This is a genomic window from Gordonia sp. SCSIO 19800 (assembly GCF_018132775.1).
GTDB lineage: Bacteria > Actinomycetota > Actinomycetes > Mycobacteriales > Mycobacteriaceae > Gordonia > Gordonia hongkongensis.
Genome location: NZ_JAGRQM010000016.1, coordinates 41,192 through 65,370, shown reverse-complemented (window position 1 = coordinate 65,370; position 24,179 = coordinate 41,192). Strand labels below are relative to the sequence as shown.

The 24,179-nt window shown below is 67.9% G+C and carries 24 protein-coding genes and 1 riboswitch; of the genes, 3 read left to right on the top strand and 21 right to left on the bottom strand.

All coding sequences use genetic code 11. The features are described from left to right. Positions 1 to 24: 24 nt before the first annotated feature. The 13 genes from yvcK to KB201_RS17285 form a co-directional block, all read right to left on the bottom strand. Positions 25 to 1,053, bottom strand: coding sequence for a uridine diphosphate-N-acetylglucosamine-binding protein YvcK (yvcK, locus tag KB201_RS17345; protein WP_058250364.1), 1,029 nt, complete (start codon positions 1,051 to 1,053; stop codon positions 25 to 27). After that, on the bottom strand, positions 1,050 to 1,982 hold the full coding sequence (rapZ, locus tag KB201_RS17340) for an RNase adapter RapZ (RefSeq protein ID WP_065632222.1): 933 nt from the start codon (positions 1,980 to 1,982) through the stop codon (positions 1,050 to 1,052). Before rapZ ends, yvcK begins: the two co-directional genes overlap by 4 nt. Then, complete coding sequence (gene uvrC, locus KB201_RS17335) at positions 1,975 to 4,032, bottom strand: excinuclease ABC subunit UvrC (RefSeq protein WP_211539971.1); 2,058 nt, start codon at positions 4,030 to 4,032, stop codon at positions 1,975 to 1,977. The genes rapZ and uvrC overlap by 8 nt, the downstream gene beginning before the upstream one ends. Before the next feature lie 10 nt (positions 4,033 to 4,042). After that, on the bottom strand, positions 4,043 to 4,531 hold the full coding sequence (locus KB201_RS17330) for a PH domain-containing protein (protein WP_068971584.1): 489 nt from the start codon (positions 4,529 to 4,531) through the stop codon (positions 4,043 to 4,045). Continuing rightward, positions 4,528 to 5,040, bottom strand: a complete 513-nt coding sequence (ribH, locus tag KB201_RS17325; protein ID WP_058250361.1) for a 6,7-dimethyl-8-ribityllumazine synthase — start codon at positions 5,038 to 5,040, stop codon at positions 4,528 to 4,530. Before ribH ends, KB201_RS17330 begins: the two co-directional genes overlap by 4 nt. Continuing rightward, positions 5,037 to 6,365, bottom strand: a complete 1,329-nt coding sequence (locus KB201_RS17320) for a bifunctional 3,4-dihydroxy-2-butanone-4-phosphate synthase/GTP cyclohydrolase II (RefSeq protein ID WP_058250565.1) — start codon at positions 6,363 to 6,365, stop codon at positions 5,037 to 5,039. The genes ribH and KB201_RS17320 overlap by 4 nt, the downstream gene beginning before the upstream one ends. 20 nt (positions 6,366 to 6,385) lie before the next feature. After that, a complete protein-coding gene (locus tag KB201_RS17315; protein WP_211539970.1) occupies positions 6,386 to 7,024 on the bottom strand; it encodes a riboflavin synthase in 639 nt (212 codons plus the stop codon). 44 nt (positions 7,025 to 7,068) lie between these two features. Further along, a riboswitch (FMN riboswitch) is annotated at positions 7,069 to 7,225 on the bottom strand. Positions 7,226 to 7,307: 82 nt separating this feature from the next. After that, entirely contained in the window at positions 7,308 to 8,333 is a 1,026-nt protein-coding gene (gene ribD, locus KB201_RS17310; protein WP_211539969.1) for a bifunctional diaminohydroxyphosphoribosylaminopyrimidine deaminase/5-amino-6-(5-phosphoribosylamino)uracil reductase RibD, read from the bottom strand. Between the two features lie 4 nt (positions 8,334 to 8,337). After that, a complete protein-coding gene (gene rpe / locus KB201_RS17305) occupies positions 8,338 to 9,042 on the bottom strand; it encodes a ribulose-phosphate 3-epimerase (RefSeq protein WP_058250359.1) in 705 nt (234 codons plus the stop codon). Between the two features lie 53 nt (positions 9,043 to 9,095). Next, positions 9,096 to 9,830 carry a hypothetical protein gene (locus tag KB201_RS17300; RefSeq protein ID WP_249145886.1) on the bottom strand — a complete coding sequence of 245 codons (735 nt, stop codon included), beginning with the start codon at positions 9,828 to 9,830 and terminating at the stop codon, positions 9,096 to 9,098. 52 nt (positions 9,831 to 9,882) lie between these two features. After that, positions 9,883 to 12,384, bottom strand: a complete 2,502-nt coding sequence (locus KB201_RS17295) for a hypothetical protein (RefSeq protein WP_211539967.1) — start codon at positions 12,382 to 12,384, stop codon at positions 9,883 to 9,885. After that, positions 12,384 to 12,692, bottom strand: coding sequence for a hypothetical protein (locus KB201_RS17290; RefSeq protein ID WP_211539965.1), 309 nt, complete (start codon positions 12,690 to 12,692; stop codon positions 12,384 to 12,386). The genes KB201_RS17295 and KB201_RS17290 overlap by 1 nt, the downstream gene beginning before the upstream one ends. 95 nt (positions 12,693 to 12,787) lie before the next feature. Further along, positions 12,788 to 14,047: a DUF222 domain-containing protein gene (locus KB201_RS17285; RefSeq protein ID WP_249145919.1), complete on the bottom strand. Its 1,260-nt coding sequence runs from the start codon at positions 14,045 to 14,047 to the stop codon at positions 12,788 to 12,790. 190 nt (positions 14,048 to 14,237) lie between these two features. Between KB201_RS17285 and KB201_RS17280 the strand changes: the two genes are divergently transcribed. Further along, entirely contained in the window at positions 14,238 to 14,573 is a 336-nt protein-coding gene (locus KB201_RS17280) for a helix-turn-helix transcriptional regulator (protein ID WP_211539963.1), read from the top strand. Then, positions 14,570 to 15,046 (top strand): SRPBCC domain-containing protein, encoded by a 477-nt coding sequence (locus tag KB201_RS17275; protein ID WP_211539962.1) that lies wholly within the window; start codon positions 14,570 to 14,572, stop codon positions 15,044 to 15,046. Before KB201_RS17280 ends, KB201_RS17275 begins: the two co-directional genes overlap by 4 nt. A 7-nt stretch (positions 15,047 to 15,053) precedes the next feature. Here the strand turns inward: KB201_RS17275 and KB201_RS17270 are convergent, their stop codons facing one another. From KB201_RS17270 to mihF, 8 genes are all read right to left on the bottom strand, one after another. After that, a complete protein-coding gene (locus KB201_RS17270; RefSeq protein ID WP_211539961.1) occupies positions 15,054 to 16,427 on the bottom strand; it encodes an RsmB/NOP family class I SAM-dependent RNA methyltransferase in 1,374 nt (457 codons plus the stop codon). After that, on the bottom strand, positions 16,424 to 17,383 hold the full coding sequence (fmt, locus tag KB201_RS17265) for a methionyl-tRNA formyltransferase (RefSeq protein ID WP_211539960.1): 960 nt from the start codon (positions 17,381 to 17,383) through the stop codon (positions 16,424 to 16,426). The genes KB201_RS17270 and fmt overlap by 4 nt, the downstream gene beginning before the upstream one ends. Further along, on the bottom strand, positions 17,384 to 19,348 hold the full coding sequence (locus tag KB201_RS17260; protein WP_078112363.1) for a primosomal protein N': 1,965 nt from the start codon (positions 19,346 to 19,348) through the stop codon (positions 17,384 to 17,386). Between the two features lie 64 nt (positions 19,349 to 19,412). Beyond that, positions 19,413 to 20,621, bottom strand: a complete 1,209-nt coding sequence (metK, locus tag KB201_RS17255; protein WP_065632139.1) for a methionine adenosyltransferase — start codon at positions 20,619 to 20,621, stop codon at positions 19,413 to 19,415. A gap of 86 nt (positions 20,622 to 20,707) precedes the next feature. Beyond that, positions 20,708 to 21,979 carry a bifunctional phosphopantothenoylcysteine decarboxylase/phosphopantothenate--cysteine ligase CoaBC gene (coaBC, locus tag KB201_RS17250; RefSeq protein ID WP_211539985.1) on the bottom strand — a complete coding sequence of 424 codons (1,272 nt, stop codon included), beginning with the start codon at positions 21,977 to 21,979 and terminating at the stop codon, positions 20,708 to 20,710. A gap of 12 nt (positions 21,980 to 21,991) precedes the next feature. Further along, entirely contained in the window at positions 21,992 to 22,291 is a 300-nt protein-coding gene (gene rpoZ, locus KB201_RS17245) for a DNA-directed RNA polymerase subunit omega (protein ID WP_004021987.1), read from the bottom strand. A gap of 41 nt (positions 22,292 to 22,332) precedes the next feature. Continuing rightward, entirely contained in the window at positions 22,333 to 22,962 is a 630-nt protein-coding gene (gene gmk, locus KB201_RS17240) for a guanylate kinase (protein WP_211539959.1), read from the bottom strand. Positions 22,963 to 23,002: 40 nt separating this feature from the next. Then, positions 23,003 to 23,317: an integration host factor, actinobacterial type gene (gene mihF / locus KB201_RS17235; RefSeq protein ID WP_004021989.1), complete on the bottom strand. Its 315-nt coding sequence runs from the start codon at positions 23,315 to 23,317 to the stop codon at positions 23,003 to 23,005. Between the two features lie 552 nt (positions 23,318 to 23,869). Here mihF and KB201_RS17230 point away from each other — a divergent pair. After that, positions 23,870 to 24,178: a type VII secretion target gene (locus KB201_RS17230; RefSeq protein WP_078112361.1), complete on the top strand. Its 309-nt coding sequence runs from the start codon at positions 23,870 to 23,872 to the stop codon at positions 24,176 to 24,178. Position 24,179 lies beyond the last annotated feature (1 nt).

The following is a 24,179-nucleotide window of genomic DNA, read 5'->3' as shown; positions in this document are numbered from 1 at the left end:
GAAATCGCGGAGACATCGCCCGAATCAGGCGTCCGCTCGGTCAGAGTAACGGGTCAGTTCACCTTCGCACAGTTCGTTCACCACGGCGGCGACTTTCGCCGGGTCATGGACCTGCCGGCCCGGCACCGCGACGTCTCCGACATTCAGCTCCGCGCCGAACAATCCGGCCGCACGCACGAGGTGATCGCGTTCTCGCCCGGCGGGCACCGACGACGCGTCCACGAGGACGTGGTCGACGCGGAAGGTGTTCGCATGGGCGTGCAGGACGTGGAGGTGGCGCTCGACCGAGAACCCCGGGGTCTCCCCCGGCTCGGGGGCCAGATTGACCACGAGGACCTTGCGAGCGCTGCTGCGCTGCAAGGCCTTCAACTGTTCGGGGACGAGCACGTGCGGGATCACGCTCGAGAACCAGGAGCCCGGCCCCAGCATCAGCAGGTCGGCCGATTCTATTGCGGTCAGCGCCGATTCGCAGGCCGGTGGGTCGCCGGGCAACAGCCGGACGCGGCGCACCTTGCCGGGCGTGGTGGCCACCGCGACCTGTCCCCGGATCTCGCGACTGATGCGTGGATCGGCCTCGAGTCCCGAGACGTCGGCCTCGATGTCGAGGGGCACGGTCGACATCGGCAGCACGTGCCCCGTGATGCCGAAGATCTCCCGCAACTCGGCGAGGGCCCCCACGGTGTCGCCGAGCACCTCGGTGAGTCCGGCGAGAAGCAGATTGCCGATCGGATGCCCGGCGAGCGCCCCACGGCCGCCGAAGCGGTGCTGGAGCACCTCGGCCCACAGTTCGTGCCGGCGGCGGGCCGCCGGGCCGTCGGCGGCCTGTGCGTCCGGCAACCCGTCGGGCGTACTCATCAAGGCGGCGAGCGCCATTCGCAGGTCGCCGGGCGGGATGAGTCCGAGTTCGGCGCGCAACCGTCCCGACGACCCCCCGTCGTCGGCGACGGTGACCACCGCGGTGATGTCGGCGCTCAGATAGCGCATCGCGGTCAGCGTCGCGTACAGGCCGTGACCGCCGCCGAGCGCGACGATCCGGGGCTCCCGGGAACTCATTCGCGCCCCAGATCACGATGCATGACCCGGACGTCATAGGACGCGTGGCCGGCGTCGTCGACGGCGCGGCGCAACCGAGCCGACAGTTCCTCGGCGATGGCGACACTGCGGTGCTTGCCGCCGGTGCAGCCGACGCTGATGGTCATGTAGCGCTTGCCTTCCCGCAGGTAACCGCGGCCGACGATCGAGACCAGGCCGGTGTAGAGGTCGAGGAATCCGTCGGCGTCCGGTTGGCCGAGGACATAGTCGCGGACCGGCGCCTCCCGGCCGTTGTGATCGCGCAGTTCGTCGATCCAGTGCGGATTGGGCAGGAAGCGGACGTCGGCGACGAGATCGGAATCGATGGGCAGACCGTACTTGAAGCCGAACGACTGCACCGCGATCGACAGCCGCGGTTCGGTGTCGCCCGGCGCGACGCCCTCGACGATCGCGCGCAGCTTGGCCGCGGTCAGCGCCGACGTCTCCACCACCAGATCGGCCACGTTCTTGATCGGGGCGAGGATCGCCCGTTCGCGGGCGATCCCCTCGACGAGGGTTTCCTTGCCCTGCAACGGATGTCGGCGACGAACCTGCTCGAAACGGCGAACCAGCACCTGGTCGCTGGCGTCGAGGTAGAGGAGCCGGGTCCGGATCCCGGACTCTTCGAGACGGTCCCGCAGCTGTTCGAGCTGATGGGCCAGGTTGGCGTCGGACGCGCGCAAGACCATGGCGAGCCGGGTGATCGCCGGATCGTCTTCGCGGACCATCCCGACCATCGTCGAGATCAGCGAGGGAGGCACGTTGTCGGCGACGTACCAGCCGTCGTCCTCGAGCACGTTCGCCGCGGTGGAGCGTCCCGCGCCGGACATCCCCGTCACGAACAGGACGGTGAAGTCGGTGTCGTTCGCCTCGGCGATCGCCGCGCTCTGCACTTCGGTGTGGTCACTCATCGGCACCTCGTCCCGCGTCACCGGTCGCCACCGTCATCTCCTTCTCGGCCCGCTCCGGGATCGGGGCCGGGTTCGGGGTCTGGTCGGGCGCCGCCACCTCGCCGGAGAGCGCGGTCTGGACCGCACGCGCCGTGGTGAGGCCGATCCCGGGCACCTGGGATATCTCATCCAACGATGCCTCGCGCAGGCGCGCAACCGAACCGAAGTGGGTCACCAGCGCGGTGCGGCGGGTTCGGCCGAGGCCGGGGACCCCGTCGAGCACCGACTCGGTCATGCGCTTGCTGCGCTTGCTGCGGTGGAACGTGATGGCGAACCGATGGGCCTCGTCGCGCACCCGTTGCAGCAGGAACAGTGCCTGGCTGTTGCGCGGCAGGATCATCGGGTCGTCGTCGCCGGGCACCCACACCTCCTCGAGGCGTTTGGCGAGCCCGATCACCGAGACGTCGGTGATGCCGAGTTCGTCGAGGACCGCCGCGGCGGCGTGCACCTGGGGCGCACCGCCGTCGACGACGAAGAGGTTCGGCGGGTAGGCGAACTTTCGCGGTTGCGCCGCTGTGTCGGCCGCCGCGCTGATCTCGCCGGACACCGGTGGCGGCGCATCGCGGTCGGTGCGGTGGCGCAGGAACCGGCGTCGGGTGACCTCGGCGATGGACGCGACGTCGTCGGATCGGCCCTCGCCGGCGGCGTGCCGGATCGAGTAGTGCCGATAGTCGGACTTACGCGGCAGACCGTCTTCGAAGACCACGAGGGAGGCGACCACATCGGTGCCCTGCACGTGCGAGATGTCGACGCACTCGATGCGCAGCGGCGCCTGATCGAGCAGTAGCGACTCCTGCAGTTCGGTGAGCGCCGCCGATCGGGTCGTGAGATCGCCCGCGCGTCGGAGTTTGTGCTGCGCCAGGGCTTCGCCGGCATTGCGGGCGACGGTCTCGAACAGCGCCTTCTTGTCGCCGCGCTGGGGCACCCGCAACCGCACCCGGCTGCCGCGGAGACCGGACAGCCACTCCTCGAGCTCCTCGGCGTCGGACGGCAACTCTGGCACCAGCACCTCACGGGGTATGGACTCCCCGTGTGCCCGATCGGTCCCGACGTCGACGGTGGCGTCGAAATCGACCTGGGCGCCGTAGAACTGGGTGATGAACTCCCCCACCACATCGCCGTCGGTGCCGTTGTCGCTGCGCTCGACCACCCATCCGCGCTGGCCGCGCACCCGTCCGTCGCGGACGTGGAACACCTGGACCGACACCTCGAGCTGATCACCGGCGAGCGCGATCACGTCGGCGGTGGTGCCGTCGCCGAGCACGACCGCCTGCTTCTCCATGGCGCGTCGCATCGCACCGATGTCGTCACGCAACCGTGCGGCACGCTCGAAGTCGAGCTCCTCGGCCGCGACGTTCATGTCCCGTTCCATCTTGCGGATCATCAGGTCGGTGCGGCCGGCGAGGAAATCGCAGAAGTCCTCGACGATCTCCCGGTGTTCCTCGGCGTCCACCCGCCCCACGCAGGGGGCGGAGCACTTGTCGATGTAGCCGAGCAGACACGGGCGGTCGATCTGCCGGTGCCGTTTGAACACTCCGGCCGAGCAGGTCCGGGCCGGGAAGACCCGGGTCAGCAGGTCGACCGTCTCGCGGATCGCCCACGCGTGAGCGTACGGACCGAAGTAGCGCACGCCGCGCCGGCGCGGACCCCGATACACGAAGAGGCGCGGATACTCCTCGTTCAGGGTGACCGCGAGCATCGGGTAGCTCTTGTCGTCGCGGTAGCGGACGTTGAAGCGCGGGTCGAATTCCTTGATCCAGTTGTATTCGAGCTGCAGCGCCTCGACCTCGGTGCCGACCACCGTCCACTCGACGGAAGCGGCCGTCGTCACCATCTGACGGGTGCGGGGGTGCAGCGAGGCGCTGTCGGCGAAGTACGACGTCAGCCTCGACCGGAGGTTCTTGGCCTTACCCACGTAGATGACACGACGATGCTCGTCGCGGAACTTGTACACCCCGGGATCGGTCGGGATGGACCCCGGGGCGGGTCGGTAGGTAGTCGGGTCGGCCACGTGTTCCAGGCTAGTGTCCGGGCCGGACAGTCCCGCGGTAGCGCTCCTCGAGCTCGCGGAATCGACCCATCGCGTCGATGGCGCGCTGACCGTCACCGGCCTGAACCGCCAGGACGGTGATGTGTTCGTCGGCCGGGAAGAGCAGCCACGCCCCGAAACCCTGCTCCGGGTAGGTGAGACCGAGAACACGGTCCCATTCGAAGAGCCGCGCCGACACCAGGTTGCGCACCTCGACGCCGGCGGCTCCGACGCGCAGTCGCGGGCGGGTGAACAGCAGGATGGCTGCCGAGATGAGCACGCCGATGAGGATGATCGCGATCTGGTCGGAACCGCCGAGATTGCGGACTCCGACGTCGTCGATCGTGAGCAGCAGACCGAACGTGATGTGGATGGCCATCACCACGACCGCGGCGGCGATGGCCCATCGCGGTAGGTTGCGGGGCCGGTAGACCAGGTCCCAGCCGGCGGAGTCGGTCGGCGGGGTGTCCGCGGGACTCACGCCGATGCTCCTCCGACCGCCACCGGGAGGGTTTCGCCACGCGCGAGCGCGCGCAGGGTCAGCGCCGACGCCAGCGCGGCGACCGTCGCCTGGGCGCCCTTGTCCTCCGTCGAGCCCGGGAGTCCGGCCCGTGCGATCGCCTGGTCCTCGGTGAGCACGGTCAGGACTCCGTTGCCGACCGGGGTCGACTCGTCGAGCGACACCCGTGTCAGGCCGGCGGTCACCGCGTCACACACATACTCGAAATGCGGTGTCTCACCCTTGATCACGACGCCCAGCGCGACGACCGCGTCGTGCGTCCGCGCCAGTGCCTGCACGATGACGGGCAGCTCGATGGCGCCGGCCACCTGCACGATGGTCGGGTCGACGACGCCGTTGTCGCGCGCGGCCCGGATGGCGCCGTCGAGTAGCGCGCCGCAGACGACCTCGTGCCACTGCGACGAGACGATCGCCAGGCGCAGCGAGCCGGCGTCGGCGAGTTCGAGGGTCGGCTCTCCGTGGCCGCTCATGCAGGTGCTCCTTCGGACGCGCCGTCGGTGGGCTGGACGTGATCGTCGAGCCCGATCAGATCGTGGCCCATCCGGTCGCGCTTGGTACGCAGGTACCGCAGGTTCTCGGCGTTGGCGCGCACCGGCATCGGGACCCGGTCGACGATGTGCAGACCGTATCCGTCGAGCCCCACGCGCTTGGCGGGGTTGTTGGTCAGCAGACGCATCGACCGTACGCCGAGGTCGACGAGGATCTGGGCACCGAGTCCGTAGTCCCGCGAATCGGCGGGCAGGCCCAGTTCCAGGTTGGCGTCGACGGTGTCGGACCCCGCGTCCTGCAGCTGGTAGGCCTGCAGTTTGTGCAACAGCCCGATCCCGCGACCCTCGTGCCCGCGCATGTACAGGATGATCCCGCGGCCCTCGTCGGCCACCATCTCCATCGCGGCGTCCAACTGCGGGCCGCAGTCGCAGCGCAGCGATCCGAAGACGTCGCCCGTCAGGCACTCCGAGTGCACCCGGACCAGGACGTCGTGGCCCTCGCCGTCCTCGCCGGTGACGTCTCCCTTGACGAGCGCGACGTGTTCGACGTCGTCGTAGACGCTGGAGTAGCCGACGGCACGGAAGTCGCCGTGCCGGGTGGGAATCCGGGCGTCGGCGACGCGGACCACGTGCTTCTCGTGACGGCGGCGCCACGCGATGAGGTCGGCGATCGAGATCAGTGCGAGGTCGTGCTCGTCGGCGAACACACGCAGCTCGTCGGTCTGCGCCATCGAGCCGACGTCCTTTTGGCTGACGATCTCGCAGATCACGCCGGCCGGGGCGAGGTCGGCCAGGCGGGCGAGGTCGACCGCGGCCTCGGTGTGCCCGGGACGACGCAGCACGCCGCCCTCCTTGGCTCGCAGCGGCACGACATGGCCGGGCCGGGTGAAGTCGGCGGCCGCGGCGTCGGGGTCGGCCAGCAGACGCATGGTGGTGGCGCGGTCGGCGGCGCTGATGCCGGTACCGATGCCTTCACGGGCATCGACGGTCACGGTGTAGGCGGTGCCGTGCTTGTCCTGGTTCATCGAGTACATCGGCGGCAGGCCGAGCCGGTCGCAGGCGTCGCCGTCGAGCGGGACACACAGGTAGCCGGAGGTGTAGCGCACCATGAACGCCACCAGTTCGGGGGTCGCCTTCTCCGCCGCGAAGATCAGGTCGCCCTCGTTCTCACGATCCTCGTCGTCGACCACGACGACCGCCTTGCCGGCGGCGATGTCGGCGATGGCGCGCTCGATCGTGTCGAAGGCGACGGCGCCGCCACCCTCGGTTGCCGTCGCGTCGTTCCCCTCGCGCGGTGACTCGCTCATCAGAACCTCACTCGTTGTGCTCATTTCGCCCCCGCTACATCAGGAGTACCAGTCGTGTCCGAACCCAGGTGAAGGCGCTCGACGTATTTCGCGATGACATCGACTTCGAGGTTGACCACGGTGCCGGGTCGGGCGGCGCCGAAGTTGGTCTCGTTGAGGGTCGTCGGGATCAGGGAGATCTCGAACCAGGAGTCGTCGCCGGACCCGCCGACCGCGGACACGGTGAGGGACACCCCGTCCACGGTGATGGAACCCTTCTCGACGAGATACCGGGTGAGCGCCGCGGGCACGGCGATCCGTACGACCGTCCAGTTCTCCGACGGGCTCACCGCGGCGATCGTCCCGGTGCCGTCGACGTGCCCCTGCACGATGTGGCCGCCGAAGCGGCCGTTCGCGGGCATGGCGCGTTCGAGGTTGACGGTGCTCCCGGCGGCGAGGTCGGATAGCGAACTGCGGCGCAGCGTCTCGCCCATCACGTCGACGGTGAACTCACCGGGACGGAGGTCGACGACCGTCAGACACACGCCGTTGACGGCGATGGAGTCGCCGTGACCGGCGTCGGCGGTGACCACGGGCCCGCGGACGGTGAATCGGGCGGCATCGGAGAGATCCTCGCGGTCGGCGATGACGCCGAGTTCTTCCACGATTCCGGTGAACACGCACTCCTCCTGCTCGCTCGGAGCAGACAGGGCGGCCTCGTGTCGCCTGTTCTCTCGCATCCGGACTATGACCGTCGGCTTCGGATTCGCACCGAATCTGCTGTCCCTGCCTGGTGGCAGGCGCTCGCGGGCTGGACGATGCGGATCCACCGCACCCTCATCACCGCCGGTGGGGATTTCCACCCCGCCCCGAGAACTGGTGACATCGACGCTAGCACGGTCGGGGATGTCAGTCGCATTGCGATTCCGGTGAGCGAAATGCGTCGCGGGCATGTCGTCTCGCTCAGCTGTCGCGCGGGGTGGTCGACGGCCGCGACAGTGTGACGAGGACGTCCTCCCCGAGTCGGGTCACCGATCTCGTGCTGAACCGCTGGCCGTCGTCGAGGGTGGTCACGCCCGGGATCTCGACCGAACTGCGACCGGCACCCAGCACCAGCGGGGCGACGTAGGCGTGCACCTCGTCGACGAGGCCCGCCGCGAAGAACGCCCCCAGGATGTGTGGCCCGCCTTCGACCAGCACCCACAGCGCGTCGGGCAGCGCGGCGAGGACGTCGGCGGGGTCGTGGGATTCGACGCGGACCAGCGGCCCGCCGGCCGGATCCCGGAGCCGGGCGTCGGCCGGGATGCCGCGATGACCGAGGACGACGCGAGCGGGTTGGTGCGGATGGAGCGCGCCGTCGGCGGTGCGCGCGGTGAGAGTGGGGTTGTCGGCCAGCGCGGTGCCGGTGCCGATCACCATGGCGTCGATCCGGGCACGCTGTGAGTGCGCGTGTTCGCGGGCCTGGGCACCGGTGATCCACTGACTGGTGCCGTCGGGCGCCGCGATCCGGCCGTCGATTCCCGACGCGATCTTCGCGGTGACATGCGGACGACCGAGACGCTGGCGGGTGAGCCATGGCCGCAGCGGCCCGTCCTCGACGGCGCCGGCGGATACTCCCCCGGTCACCCGGACCCCCGCGGCCCGAAGCGTCTCGGCACCGCCGGCGGCGACGGGATTCGGGTCGCTCACCGCGAACTGGACTTCGGCGATCCCGGCCTCGATGAGTGCCTGCGCGCACGGGCCGGTGCGGCCGGTGTGGTTGCACGGTTCGAGGGTGACGATCGCGGTGCCGCCTCGCGCGGCCTCGCCCGCGGCTCGGAGCGCCATGACCTCGGCGTGCGGCCCGCCGGGGGGTTGGGTCGCGCCGATGCCGGCGACGGTGCCGTCGGCGGCGAGGATGATCGCGCCGACGGGCGGGTTCGGTGAGCTGATCCCCATCGCCTCCCGGGACGCGCTGATGGCGCGTTCCATGGCGGCGGCGATGTCCACCGGGTCAGGCCTGGGTCTGTGCCCGTGCGGCGGCGGCCGACTCGCGGAGTGCGGCGACGGCCTGTCCGGGATCGTCCGCGCCGTAGACAGCAGATCCGGCGACGAAGCAGTCGATGCCGGCCTCGGCGGCCTCCTCGATGGTGTCGGCGTTGATGCCGCCGTCGATCTCGACGAGGAGCCGCAGGTCTTCGGCGTCGATGAACTTCCGGATGGCGCGGGCCTTGTCGAGGACCTCGGGGATGAACTTCTGACCGCCGAAGCCCGGTTCGACGCTCATGATCAGCAAGGTGTCGAAGTCGCGCAGGATCTCCAGGTACGGCTCGAGCGCCGTACCTGGTTTGATCGACAGCCCGGCCTTGGCCCCGGCGGCGCGGATGTCACGGGCGACGCCGATCGGGTTCTCGGTGGCCTCGGCATGGAAGGTGACGTTGTGTGCTCCGGCCTCGGCGTATGGCGGTGCCCACCGCTCCGGGTTCTCGATCATCAGATGGCAGTCGAGCGGGATGTCGGTGGCCTTCAACAGGCTCTCGACGATCGGGAGCCCCAGGGTCAGGTTCGGCACGAAGTGCGCGTCCATCACGTCGACGTGCAACCAGTCGGCGCGGGTCTCCCCCGGCTGCGCCACCGCAGCGGCCTCGGCCGCGAGGTTCGCGAAGTCCGCGGAGAGGATGGACGGGGCGATCATGGGCGCGGTACCGGCGGTGCACATGGTCGACAAGTGTAGGGCGCGGCTTCCGCTACGGACGAAAGCGTGCCGGAGTCTCAGAGACCGTTTGCCGGCCAGCCCGGAGACGGCGGCAATACCGGCCACGGCTCGGGTCCTGTCTCGACCCCGACTCTCGGAAGCTCGGGGTTCGGGGGTAATGCGTTGCACGCGACGATATCGGCGCGGTTCTCTGAACCGACCCCCAAGCGGTCAAAGTATGACACTTTCCAGCTGCCGAACATTGTGGTGGATGGTGTGACCTGAGCGCCGTGCTGATCTACGGGTGGCATCTGCCGTCCAGAGCGCACAAAATCGATCGTGATCGGGAATGACCAACGTTTTCCGATGTTGCGCCACTCAACGCCAGCATCCGATCGTTGTTCGATCGACAGTAGCTCGCTACGGCATATCGTCAACCGAGTTCGGTTAGCTGTGTCCTCGCGCCTAAGGGGAGATAGAAAGAGCGTATTGACTACTCTACTTGTCTGACTGTTGCTCGCCACCAGACGAATTCGCTCATCGGTGTCTGGTGGCGATGCCGCCGCAAAACCGGGATATCCCCATTCCATCGACTGCCCTTCAAAGGCAAGTTCGAATGACTCGGTGTACGCGCGAACAAATGTCCCGTCGGCACTGGCGAGGTTCAGCACATTCGTCGGAATCCAGCGGAACGACATATCCAAGTCAGGCGGTAGACCTTTTCCATGGCGGGCCGACGAACTGCTCGTTGGTTGCTCGGAAGGCGACGGTGTCACACCACAACCAGCAACAAGCAGTGCCGCAACAAGCATCGCCGCGACGGTGACAGCCGGGAGCCACTCCGGCGATCGTCCGACGCCGCCTCTAACGCTTGTAAGCATCTTCCAAGTTTTCGTTGTGGCGATCAGCGAAAAGACTGATGTCGACTTTCATCTTTTGTTGGATGAACGAAGCAGCTTCGCTCTCGTCAGTGACGTTCGCCATCACACCGGTGCGCTTCATCTCGGCGAAATCAGCGTCTTTGTTCCCCATGAACAGATCCCGAAAGCCAGGGTCATCGGCGAGTTCCGGGTGGGTCTCGAAGTATCCCGTGAGGATCTGCACGTACTTCGCGTTGGGATTGATCCCGTCGTCGAACATGTCGTTGCGTAGCTGCTGGATCTCTGGGTCGGTCTTGATCGTGTCCGGATCGGTCGGTAACCCGGACAGATCCAGCTTCACCTGTGGCGCCGCGGTGTCGATGAGCACTTTGACAGCTGGATCTAGACCCGGGACGGCCGTGAGAAGCGCTTTGGCGCTGTCGAACATGGCGCCGGCGACCGCCGCGTCGTGGGCGGCCAGGTGCCTGCCGTCGATTTTTGTTTCCTCGATGTGCGCGTCCAATCCGCCGATCATTGCTCCTTCGAGGCGTCCGGTGACTTCACCGAGCCCGTAGTCGTGCGGGTTCTTTCCGAACTCCTGTTGCATCACATCGACCTGCAAGGCGGTCAAGGAGTTGACGATTCTCCCAGCGGCGGCATCCGAATTCAGTACTTCGAAGGTCGACTTCAAGTCGCTTTCGTCAATTTTCGATACACCGTGCGTATGAAACAGCTCTGGATCTGCGCCTGCCAGGACAGCAGTATGTGAGCCGATCGCCGAGGCCAGCGAGCGAGTGAGCTCAGGGTTGAGTTCACCCAAGGCCATCTTCCGATCTCCGATGTCGATCAGCGCATCTTTGTTGTCGCCGAAGTACTGCGCGAGCGCCGTCGAGATGTTGCCGGCTCGTTCGCTTTCGAGCACTGCCTCCGGGGAGCTGCCTTCAGGGGCGTAGGCAGCACCCGGCATCCAGTCGAACAGCTTGTTGATCCCGTCAGCATGCTTACCCGCGCCGTCTGTCCAGTCGAAGGTCAGGAGGTGTTTGAGCGCTTCCGTGTCCTTGAATGATCGGTCGTTGCCGTCGAGGTCGAACGTCTTCGGCATCGAGTTGTCAGACGGATTGCCGGTTGCCGACATTACCGCGTCGTGGACAGCGATATGGTCCGACCCTGCAACTCCGAGCATTCGGTTCAACAGGGATTCCACGGACGAGTCGGCTATGGTGCCGTCCTGCTTCGAGACGAGACGCTCATTCTCGTCGCCCGCCGCGATTTCACCGGCGCGCGCGATGAGAGCCCTGTCGACATCGCTGCCCAGCTGAACAGATTGCAACCCGTACGAGGCGAGACCCGAGTCCTCTGACCGGTGTTCCAAGACGTCCATGAGGTCGTTGAAGTCGTCAACAGAGCCGAGCCGGGTGACCTCGATCATCCGGCTACCGTCTACGCCAGACGGATCGTTGGAGATGCTCGCCTTCGACGCTGCCGGACCGCTCAGAAGGTCCCGTATCGGCGCCGGGAGTTGGTTCAATCCTCCTGCCACGACTGGCGAATTTGTTCCCAAGACCTCGGCGATCGAATTCGAATCGGTCTGTCTGGTCCGCAAGTTCGGGTTCCCCAACAGATAGACGCCGTCGCCGAGACCTCGTTTCAGGTTCTCTCGCTCTGCGCCGATGTATCTGTCGCCGAACGACTTCAGGGCATCAAGAGATAGCGGCTGTCCTTCGGGTCCACCACCCCAACTCGGTGTGTAGATCGCTTTCAGGTAATCGAACTGCTCCTTCGAAATCTCCGCGAAGTCCCCTCGGGCCAACGCGGCCCGCTGTTCCGCGGTCAGGCTGGTGGCTCGGAAGAACCGATCCCGCTGCTCCTTCGTGGCACTACCACTCATGATGGCCTGGACATCGATGCTCGCCTGGCCCGGCGAGTAGCTCGACGCGAGTGGCGCATTACCTTCGGCATCGCCAAAGGCTGCCGCGAGAACTCTCGCCCCGTTGCGATCGTCCTCGCCCATCTGATCGGCCAGGGATTGCAACAAGAGGGTCGCCGTCTTGGCCTCCTCCGCCCGGGCGGCCTGAGCGTCGAGAATCGAGCGCTCGGTCGCACTTCCCGCCTCCACGCCCGTGAGCTCGGCCGCATAGTCTCGGGTGTCTCGTACCGTCCAATCGTCGCCGACGCTGAACTCGTCCCGTTCCAGTCCGAGCGCTCGGATCAGCGCGGTGGTGCGATTCGGACTGATTGCAGATGACGTATCCCGCAGGACAGTGGCGGCGCGGGTGAGGTCGGACCCCAGTTTGTTGATCTCGGTCCGATCGGAGTCGGTGCGAGTCTCGCAACCGCGTTGGGAGTCCCCCACCCACCCTTTGGAGTCACCCGCTTTCATCGGCGCTTCGGCCATCCTCTGGGTGAGATCCCTCAGGTCATCCACGGCCGCGTCGAGCGCAGTCGCGACCGCATCCAAAGACATCAGGTCCCAGCCGTTGACGACGGAACGCGACGGACGCGACATCAAAACTCGCTGATGGCACGGAAGCCGCTGGCCAGGGACTCCTCGGTATAAGCGACGTCGCCGGCGGCCTGGTAGCAGGTCTGCGACACCTGGTCCATCCTCGCCGCCGCGCGGCCCAGCAGTGAGCGGACGGTGTCGTCTTTCCCGGCGCACGCCGCACCGATGGCCGATGCCGGCATCGCCCCCGACGCATCGTCGAAGGCGGACTTTCCGGTCCACAGAGCCCGTGTCTCCGACGAGCATCGAGCGAGCGCATCGCCCACGCCGGTGATGACACCCAGCTCCTCGACACCGAACCGCTCAGCCATACAAACCCCCGAGTTTGCACCGACAACGACGTGGCGGACCGCCACGACGAACAACCTAGTACAGCATCACCGGACTGCGCGTTCGCCATCCACAATCACGACGCCGCGAGTATCTGGATCAGGCTGGTTTCGACGCCGCTGCGTCCTGGCGGTTGATGCCCGATAGCGGGTGGAGCGACACTGCGGTGTCGTCGCGCGGTCGGGGTGATCACGTCGATGACACGGACGCCGTCCACCATCTTCACGTCGTAGAACCAACCGCGGGCCTCCTTGGCGCGGTTGTGCAGGACGCAGGTTCCATCAGCGTTGACCGCGCTCGTCGGGCCGTGGCGCCGATGCGGTGTGGCGTGGTCGATCTCGACGATCGGTGCACCGCAGTAGGGAGTCCGGCACCGTTGGTCACGCATCCGGATGAACTGGGCGAGAGCGGTTGGGAAAGCTCGTGCCCGTGACTCCATCGCCACCAGCGCGCCATCGGACGGTCTCGCGTACAACTTCCGCATCGTCGAGGCGGTCTCCCCCTCGGGCGACACCGAATCGGCCACCAGCAGCCGCGCGACCGTCGCCGGGATCGGTCCGTATCCGTGGACGTCGGCGGCCGAATCGTCTAGGCCGAACAAGGACCGGTCGGACAGAACGACATTGAGCGCGATCGGTGTCGGCTCTGCGACAGCGCGTCCGGTGACACGTTCGACCAGGGTGTCGGTCATGACCTGTGCATGATTTCGGTCGTCCTGTCCGACCACTGAGTCGGCGTGCTTCTTCAACGCGGCGTACACCGCGATCCCGTCCGCCATCGGCAGCAGCACCGACAGTTGCGTCATCAGATCCGGCGCGGGTCGCACGCTGACGCGGCGGTCCTTCTCGGCCTTCGATTTACGTGCCACCACCGCTTCGGAATTCAGCTCGTACGCGTGGCGCTTGGCCGATGCCTCGATCTCGCGGTCGGACACCCCCACCAGCGCTGCGGGATCGGCGCAGATCCGGCGGTCGATCTCCTCACGCGCTTCACGTGTCAGATAAGCGGTTTCGCGTACCAGGATCGTGGCCCGCCACTCGGTGAGCACACCGGAAGTCAGTGCCGCCATCGTATGGGGCATCTCGTGCGCCAGGGCGCGGGCGAATCCGAGGCACTGGCTTCCCTTTCGGGGCGAGACCTTGCGCGCCAGACCGATCTCGGCGGCGAGTCCGCGACCGCGCCGGCGCTCCGGTACGTTCCGTGCGGCTTCGTCGGCTGCGCGCAACGCGTCGAGATTCGCGGTCTCACGCACCTGGGCCGCCGTGCATGCCGACTTGATCTCCTCGAGAAGAGTGAGCCGATCCACCGACTCCGCCTCCTCGAGACCCACCGGCATTGCCGACAGCCCACCCACGATGGACCGTAGATGCTCGGTAGCCAAGAGGCCAGTTGCGCCCGAAGAGTCCTCGTACATACATTCGATAGTATCTCAAAAGCAGCACTTGGCGATGTACTTTCCACAAGGCCGACGCCAGATTTTCACTTAGCCGTTGAGTTAAGCGATGGGACCTGCAACACTTAGCCTTATGGCACACAGTTCGGTCGCACTCGACGAGATCTTCGGCGCTCTGTCGGATCCGACGCGCCGCGCCGTCGTCGAACGCCTGGGGCGTGGGCCGGCCAGCGTCGGCGAACTCGCCGACCCCTTCCCCATCACCCTGCCGTCGTTCATGAAGCATCTCCGCGTGCTCGAGGACAGCGGGCTCGTCTTGACCAAGAAGGTCGGACGCACGCGGATGTGCACCCTCGACAGGCGCCGTATGCGCCGTCTGTCGACGTGGCTCGAACATCAGCGCACCGTGTGGACCGAACGCACCGACCGTCTCGAAGACTTCGTGACCGACACCGAGGAGACACCATGATCGACCCAGAACTCGACCTGACCCTGCACCGGGTGATCGGTGCTCCGCGACAGCGCATCTGGGAGGCGTGGACCCAGCCGGAGAAATTCGCCAAGTGGTGGACGCCGGCTCCGACCGTCACCCGCGTCGACCGCCTCGAACCCGAACCGGGCGGTGGGCTCGTGACCCGGATGAGCGACGACGGAACCACTTTCGTCCCACACATGGATGCCGTCTTCCTCGTCGTCGATCTCCACGAGCGCCTGGTGTTCACGAATGCCGTCGACAGTTCGTGGCGCCCTGCCGAGCCGGCTCCGGTCCCCATGACCGCCGAGATCTCTCTGGCCGAGCACGCAGACGGAACCGAGTACAGCGTCGTCGTGCGCCATCGGAGTCCGTCCGATCGTGACCGCCATGAGGAGCTCGGGTTCTACGACGGCTGGGGTTCGGTCACCGCTGCGCTCGCCACCCTCGTGCAAAGCAGAACGTCCTGACCCGGAACTAGTCCCGCGTCAACGCCGCCAGGAACATGGCGTCGGTGCCGTGGACATGCGGCCAGAGTTGAACGTGGGGTCCGTCGCCCAACAGGTCCGGGCCGAGCTTGCCCACCGTCACCAACGGGCGGGCGTCGAGTTGGCGCACACCGTCCGTCGACGCCAGGACGTCGGCCACCACCGCCGTCGTCTCGGCCGGGTGCGGCGAACATGTCGAATAGACCACGATGCCACCGGGTTTCACGAGACGCAGCGCTTCGGCGAGGAGCTCCTTCTGCAGGACGACGAGTTCGTCGACGTCGGCATTGGTCCGGCGCCAGCGGGATTCGGGTCGTCGGCGAAGCGAGCCCAGGCCCGAGCACGGAGCGTCGAGCAGGATGCGGTCGCAACCGGGGTCGAGCCCACTCGACCGGGCGTCGGCGACATGGATGCTGACCGGGAGGTCGGAGACGACCTTGCGGATCAGGCCGGCGCGATGCTCGGACACCTCGACCGCATCGAGTCGGGCACCGTCGATCTCGGCGAGCGAACCGATCAATGCGGCCTTCCCGCCGGGGCCGGCGCACATGTCGAGCCACCGCCCACCGTCGTCGGCGACCTCGGCCACGGTCACCGCACGGGCGATCAGCTGACTGCCCTCGTCCTGGACACCCGCGTACCCCTCACGGATCGCGGCGACGTCGCCGGGATCGCCGCCCGGGAGGTACACGCAGTACGGGGAGTAGTCGCCGACCTCGCCCTCGCTGGTGAGAGCGAGTTCTTCGGCGGTGATGAGCCCGGGACGCGCCACGAGGTGGACCGGCGGTCGCTCGTCATCGGCGGCCAGCGCCGCCTGCAGTTGTCCCGCCGAGCCTCCGAGCGCATCTCGGAACACCTCCGCGATCCACCGCGGATGCGCGTACTGGAAGGCGAGGTAGCCGACGAGATCGGCCGCGGGCGAGGGGGCGAGCTCCTCCACCCACATGTCCTCGTCCTTCTGCGACACTTTGCGCAGCACCGCATTCACGAAACCGGATGGTCCCATCCCGTTTTCGGCGCGCACCAGGTCGACCGACGTGGACACCGCCGCGTGCGCACCGACCCTGGTCCGCAACAACTGATAGGTGCCCAGGCGCAGGACGTCGAGAACCGTGCCGTCGATGTCGGCGACCGGCCGTTTCGCGGCGGAGGAGATCACCGCGTCGAGTAGACCCTGGGCCCGCGCGGCCCCGTAGGCCAGCTCGGTGGCGAAGGCAGCGTCTCGTCCCTCGATCTTCCTGTCGCGCAGCATCTTCGGCAGGACGAGGTTGGCATACGCGTCGCGTTCGCGCACCGCGCGGAGCGTGTCGCGGGCGGCCACGCGCGCGGGATCGAGGTCCTTCTGCCGGAACTTGCCGCTCATCCCAGGACCGTCCCGTCGGTCAGGCGCGCGCCACGAGCCCAGTCGGCGGCGGGCATGGGCTTCTTCCCCGGCGGCTGTACGGTGCCGAGTTTCACCGGCTGCGAACCGGTTCCAACGAACACCGCCTTCTTCGTGACGGCGAGTGCACCGGGCGCCAGGCCGCCGTCCCGCACCGCATCGGGCAGACCGGGAGCGTCGGTCGACGCGACCGACACCGGCCCGACCTTGATCCGCGCGTCGTCGAGGCTCGTCCACGGTCCGGGTGCGGGCGTGTAGGCGCGAATCAGGCGATCGATGATGTGTGCCGGCAGTTCCCAGCGGATCCGCGCGTCTTCGACCTCGACCTTAGGCGCGTGGCTCACCCCCGTGGTGGGCTGCGGTTCGGGGGCGAGTTCGCCGGCCTCGAGGCCGTCGAGCGTGGACAGCAACAGTCCCGACCCGGCATCGGCGAGACGCCCGAGTAGATCACCGCTGGTGTCGGTGGGTCGGATGGTCTCGGTCAGCACCCCGAAGACCGGACCGGTGTCAAGACCCTTCTCGAGCCGGAACGTGCTGGCCCCGGTCACCTCGTCGCCGGCGGCGATCGCGGCCTGGACCGGAGCGGCACCGCGCCAGGCGGGCAGCACCGAGAAGTGCAGATTGATCCAACCGTGGCGCGGCAGGTCCAGCAGTCCGGGCGGTACGAGCCCGCCGTAGGCCACGACGGCACCGCAGTCGGGAGCCCAGCGCCGGAGCACGTCGTCGACCTCCGGCTCCGACAACCGGCGCGGGGTGATCACCTCGAGCGCATGCTCGTCGGCGAGTTGCCCGACGGGTGACCGCATCACCTTGCGGCCGCGGCCTGACACGGCGTCGGGCCGGGTGATGACCCCGACCACCTCATGCGAGGGCGAGTCGATGAGGGCCTGCAACGACGGCACGGCGACCTCGGGGGTACCGGCGAAAACGATGCGCATTCATCCGATCGTAGGCGGGTCGATCTGCACCCGGATCGGCCCGGTCTGTCGATGTGTGTTGCGGCGCACCTGTCCCGCGACGAGCGCCTCGGCGAGGAGCCGTCCGTGCTTGCGCGGCAACCGCACCAGGATGCGATCCATCTCGTCGTCCGCGGCGGCCTCCCACTCGGCACTGCCGGCCGGGGGGCGGACGCCGGGCGGCAACGGCACCGGGCCGAGAACATCGGCATCGGAGGGTAACTCGAGGTGCTCGACGAAGTCGGTGATCACCCCGGTCGGCCCGTCGACCGACGCCATCGTCACCGCCGGGGGGAATCCGAGTTCCACGCGTTCCTGCAACTGGATCGACGCGAAACCCACCGGGTCCCAACGGATCAGGGCCTGCACGGGTGCGAGCGCCGAGTCGGCGACGATGACCACTCGCCCACCGTCACCGTGCGGGGTCACCATCGCGGCGAGCGCCATCCACCGCCGGACCGCATGCTCCTCGGCACGCAGGTCGGCCCGGTCGAGCTGGGCCCAGGTGTCGACGACGATCGCGGCGCCGTACCCGCCCGGGGCCACCGGCTCCGCGCCAGGCGTCGCGACGACGAGCCGTGCGCCGGGTTCGATCTCGTCGAGGATCGTGTTGCCGCCGCTGGTCAGCACCGGCACGCCGGCGAAAGCACGCCCCAGCTCCTCGGCGGTCCGGCGCGCACCGGTCACCGTCGCGCGCACCGAGGTGTTGCCGCACTCCGGGCAACGGAAGGACCGTTCGGGCCGTCCGCACCATCGGCAGCTCAACCGTTGGTCGGCATCGAGCTGCAGCGGTCCGTGACAGGCCCGGCACCGCGCGTGTTCGCGGCAGCGGGTGCATGCGAGCGACGGCACGTAACCCCGGCGCGGGACGCTGAAGATCACCGGACGATCGGCGGCGAACGCCGACCGCGCCGCGTCGAACGCGACTTCGGGGATGCGCGCCGACCGGGCCATGGGGTCGCGGGCGATCTGCCGGTCGTCGTCGGAGATGGCCTGGACACGGGGGCTGCGGGTGCGGACCGTCGTGCGGTCGGCGACGAGGTCGTGGGCCCAGCCCGAGACCACCAGCGCCTGCGCCTCGGCGGTCCGGGCGAACCCGCCGAGCAGCAGGCCGCACCGCTCGTGGTGCGACCGCAGCACCGCCACCTCGCGGGGATGCGGGTAGGGCGCCCGCGGGTCGGCCATGCTGTCGTCGCCGTCATCCCACACGACGACCAGGCCGAGGTCCTTGACCGGCGCGAACACCGCGCTTCGGGTACCGATCACCAGCTGCGCGGCACCGCGGCGCACGGCCAGCCAACGACGGTAGCGCGCGGTGGGTCCGAGTCCGGCGGACAGCGCGACCCCACGGTCGCCGATCAATGGCTCACACTCGGCCCACACCCGATCGAGATCCCGCTGATCGGGCACGACGAGGATGCACCCGCGTCCCACTGCGAGTGTCGCCGCCGCGAGTTCGGCGAGACGGCGCGGCCAGTCCTCCCCCGGTAGGGCCTGCCAGACGGCCCGCGGATGGCCGTCGGCCAGGTTCTCCACGTAGGAGTCGGCCAGGGCATACCGATGCCAGTCGGCGAGTTCGGGTGATGCGACGACAGCAACCGGGTCGGGCGTCGTCTCCTTCTCGGTGCGCGCATGCCGCGGCGGTATGGCCAGGCGCACGACGTCGCCCATCGTGCCCGCATACCGATCGGCCACCGCGCGGCACAGCGTCGCCAGCTGCCGGGTCAGTACCGGCTCGGCGGACACGACCCGGTCGAGCCAGCCCAGCTTGCCGGGATGATCGCTCTTCTCGATGCGGTCGAGGAGGTAGCCGTCGACGAGCCGACCCGAGAATCGCACGCGCACACGAACACCGGGCTGCGCGTCCTCGTCCTGGTCGACGTCGATCAGGTAATCGAAGGGACGGTCGAGGTGAGCGAGCCCCAGAACAGGAAGAACACGGGCCACCGGCAGCTCGGCGGCCGGGACCCGTGCTCCTTTGGGTGTCAGTGAGAGTACTTCCGCAGAAGGTCTACAGACCCGCGGCGGCCCGCAGCTTCTCCGCGCGGTCGGTCCGCTCCCACGGCAGGTCGACGTCGGTACGACCGAAGTGGCCGTACGCGGCGGTCGGTGCGTAGATCGGGCGCAACAGGTCGAGGTCGCGGATGATCGCGAGCGGACGCAGGTCGAAGTTCTCGGTGATGACCCGCTCGATGACAGCCGGATCGACCTTCTCGGTGCCGAACGTCTCGACGAACAGGCCGACCGGTGCGGCCTTGCCGATCGCGTAGGCGACCTGGACCTCGATGCGGTTCGCCAGTCCCGCGGCCACGGCGTTCTTGGCCACCCAGCGCATCGCGTAGGCCGCGCTGCGGTCGACCTTCGACGGGTCCTTGCCGGAGAACGCGCCGCCGCCGTGACGGGCCATGCCGCCGTAGGTGTCGACGATGATCTTGCGGCCGGTCAGGCCGGCGTCACCCATCGGACCGCCGAGGACGAACTTGCCGGTCGGGTTGACCAGCAGACGGTAGTCGGTGGTGTCGAGGGTCGGCAGATCGATCTCGGCAAGCACCGCGTCGACGACCTGCTTCTTGATGTCCGGCGCGAGGAGATTGTCGAGGTCGATGTCGGCGGCATGCTGCGTCGACAGGACCACGGTGTCGAGGCGGACCGGGGTGTCGCCGTCGTATTCGATGGTGACCTGCGTCTTGCCGTCGGGGCGCAGGTACGGGAGCGTGCCGTTCTTGCGCACCTCGGTGAGCCGCCGCGACAGGCGGTGAGCCAGCGCGATGGGAACCGGCATGAGTTCCGGGGTCTCGTTGGTGGCGTAGCCGAACATGAGGCCCTGATCGCCGGCACCCTGGCTGTCGATCTCGTCCTCCGAGATGCCGCTGCGGCTCTCGTGCGAGTTGAAGACGCCACCCGCGATGTCCGGGGACTGCGCACCGATGGCGACGTTCACGCCGCACGATGCGCCGTCGAAGCCCTTGGTCGACGAGTCGTACCCGATCTCCAGGACCTTGTCGCGAACGATCTTGGGGATGTCGGCGTAGGCGGTGGTCGTGACCTCGCCGGCGACGTGCACCTGTCCGGTGGTCACGAGGGTCTCGACCGCGACACGCGCCTTCGGATCGTCGGTGAGGATGGCGTCGAGAATCGAGTCGCTGATCGCGTCACAGATCTTGTCGGGGTGTCCCTCGGTGACGGATTCGCTCGTGAACAGGCGTGACGAGGTGGTCATCAGATCCTCTCGAGATCTACGCGCGTCGATGGTCGCCGCGCCGCTGGCGGTGTCGGCCAGTCCGACTGGCCGGGGATGTTTCCAACCTAATCGGTCGGTCGAGCTCCTCGACCATCAGGCACCAGTTGCCGCACTTCGTCAAGTATCCGACTCGACATGAGTGTTTTCGACCCGAAGGGCAAGGCGGTCTCGTCGCCGTTGGCGGCGAGCAACCAGCCGGTGTTGTCCTCGGTCCCGAAGGCCTTGCCGTCGCCGACGGCGTTGACGACGAGGAGGTCGCAGCCCTTGCGGGCGAGCTTGGCGCGGCCGTGGTCGAGGACACCGCCGGTCTCGTCGCCGGTCTCGGCGGCGAACCCGACGATCACGGTGTCAGCGGGAATACGGCCCTCGTCGCGTGCGGTGACGAGTCCGCGCAGGATGTCGGGATTGGTGGTGAGCTGGATCGGCGCCGGCCCCTCGTCGCCCTTCTTGATCTTCGACTCGGCGACCGCGACCGGTCGGAAGTCGGCGACCGCGGCCGCCATGATCACGACGTCGGCGTCGGCGGCGCGCTTGGTCATCTCGTCGGCGAGTTGCTCGGCGGTCGAGATCCGCACGATGGTGACCCCGGCCGGGTCTCCCGGGTCGGCAGTGGACCCGGCGACGACGGTGACGCTCGCCCCGCGTTGGGCTGCGGCTCGGGCCAGTGCGAAGCCCTGCTTGCCGGAGCTGTGGTTGCCGAGATAACGGACCGGGTCGAGCGGCTCCCGGGTACCGCCGGCGCTGATCAGCACGCGGACACCGGTGAGGTCGTACGGCAGCGCGTCGGGCCGGTCGAGGAGCAGTTCGCCGACAAGGGCGATCTCCTGCGGGTCGGGTAGGCGGCCGCGGCCGGAGTCGGTACCCGTCAGACGGCCCGACGCCGGGGTCATGACGACCGAGCCATGGGACCGTAGCGTCGCCACATTGGCCTGGGTGGCGGGGTGCTCCCACATCTCGGTGTGCATCGCCGGGACGAAGAGCACGGGACATCGAACGGTCAGCAGCGACGCGGTCAGCAGATCATCGGCGCGTCCCTGGGCGGCACGGGCCATGAGATCGGCGGTGGCCGGGGCGATGACCACGAGGTCGGCACCCTGCCCGAGCCGAACATGCGCGACCTCGTCGACGTCGTCGAACACGGTCGTGGAGACGGGGTTACCGCTCAGCGCCTCGAAGGTCGCCTTGCCGACGAACTCCAGCGCCGCCAGGGTCGGCACGACGCGGACGTCGTGGCCGGACTCGGTGAAATGCCGGATCACCGAGCAGACCTTGTAGGCCGCGATCCCTCCGCCGACGCCGATCAGGACGCGGCGCCGTGTTCCGGTCGGGTTGGTCATCACCGACGACGACTATTCGCCCTCGGTGTGCTCGAGCAGGTCGGAGTGGATCTCGCGCATCGCGATCGACAGCGGCTTCTCCTGGAGGCCGGGCTCGACCAGCGGGCCGACGTACTCGAGGATGCCGTCGCCGAGCTGGTTGTAGTAGTCGTTGATCTGGCGCGCGCGCTTCGCTGCGTAGATGACGAGTGCGTACTTCGACGACGCGCGGTCGAGGAGATCATCGATCGGCGGATTGGTGATCCCCAGCGGCGTGTCGTAGGCCGGTGCGTCGGCGATCTCGGTGATGTCGAAATTGGTCGGGGTGCTCACACGAACTCCTGCGTCGAGGTCTGGGTGTCGGAAAGGGCCGGTCAGGTCGCGGATGCGGCCGGCTGTTCAGGTCCGACCAGCAAGGATACCAACTCATCGACGGCGCGGTCGACTTCGCTGTTCACGATGACGTGGTCGAACTCGTCCTGCGCGGCCATCTCGGTGCGCGCGGTGGCCAGTCGGCGCTCGATCGCCTCGGGCGTCTCGGTGGCCCGCCCGGTCAGGCGGGAGACAAGTTCGTCCCAGCTGGGCGGCGCGAGAAAGACGGTGATCGCCTCGGGGAGCCGGGCCACCACGTTGCGCGCACCGACCAGGTCGACCTCGACCAGAACCGGTTTACCGGCTTCCAGCGCGGCGAGCACGGGGGCGATGGGGGTGCCCGAACGCTGCAGCCCGCCGTGGATCTCGGCCCATTCCAGGAGTTCGTCGGCGGCGATCATCTTGTCGAAGTCGCCCGCGGACACGAAGTGGTAATCGCGGCCGTCGACCTCGCCGGGCCGTGGGTCCCGGGTCGTCGCCGAGACGCTGAAGTAGACATCGGGCACCGCGGCGCAGACCTTCGCGACCACGGTGGACTTGCCGACGGCCGAGGGGCCGACCAAAACGATCAGTCGACCCCTCGTGCGTCCGGTTCCCTCGTGGTCCGGGCGGTGGTTCACCGCCACGTCCACGGGTTCGTTCCGCTGCCGTATCCGGTTCGGTTGCTCACGCTCAGGAGCTGAACTTCTCGAGCAGAGCCTTGCGCTGACGGTCGCCGAGACCGCGCAGGCGGCGGGTCGGGGCGATCTCGAGCTCGGTCATGATCTCCTGCGCCTTGACCTTGCCGACCTTGGGCAGGGCCTCGAGCAGGGCCGAGACCTTCATCTTGCCCAGGATCTCGTCGTTCTCGGCATCCTTGAGCACCTGCTGGAGATCGGTGCCACCGCGCTTGAGGCGCTCCTTGAGCTCCGCGCGGACGCGACGAGCGGCAGCTGCCTTCTCCAACGCAGCGGCGCGCTGCTCATCGGTCAACTGGGGAAGGGCCACGGGGTTCCTCCGTCTTTCGTTCTCGAGTGGGACTGCATCGTTCGCCCGGGGGCGTCCGAGGCTCTGTTGCCGTGCGACCGCGGCTGGATCGCCATCGCCGGCCTGTCAGCCGGGTCTGCACCCGGCCGACGCCATCAAAATGTTGGCGGCGAATGCGACCGTACCCACGTGAGCAGGCATTTGCGAGTGCGACCCCCCGTTTTGGGGGCGTTTTCTCATGTTGTAGGGCCTCGTGTGCGTTCACGGGAGCACAGCACCGATTCAGTGCCTCCCCCATCACGCTGACTACGTATTTCTCGGAATTTTCGCAGGTCAGCGCTACATCAGGCGACAACCTGGTCGATAGCAAAGCGAACGACCTCCCGCCCGGACGTCCCTCGACTGAGACGCGTGTGACACCAGTGATGTGACCGGAAATTCTGGGATTGGACCGAGGCACCGCGCGTGTCGCGGGCGGCCTACCGACGTCCCTGGGGACAGCTGCCCGCCGTCGTCGGTGCACGCGGCTAGCATGATCTGACTTTCGGGGAAGTAGCTGATCGGGGGCGGTTGATGAAGGTGGTTCCGGCGCGGGTGCGCGAACTGGGCGAGAAGATGCGTGCGGTCGACGGAACGGTATGCAGGCTCGCGCCGCTCGACGGCGGGGTCGACGCCTCCAGTGGTGCCGGGGGCAACGAGCTCGCCGCGAACCTCAGGGATGCGGCGAAAGCTCTGAACAAGGTGATAGACCACCATGCCGACAGGTACCTGGGTTATGCCGACCTGTGCACGCGGGCCGCTGAGTCCTATGAGAACTCCGACCGCCATGGCGCAGCCGGGATCGAGTCCACTGCCGCCGTACCGGCGACGCCGGGAGGCTGAG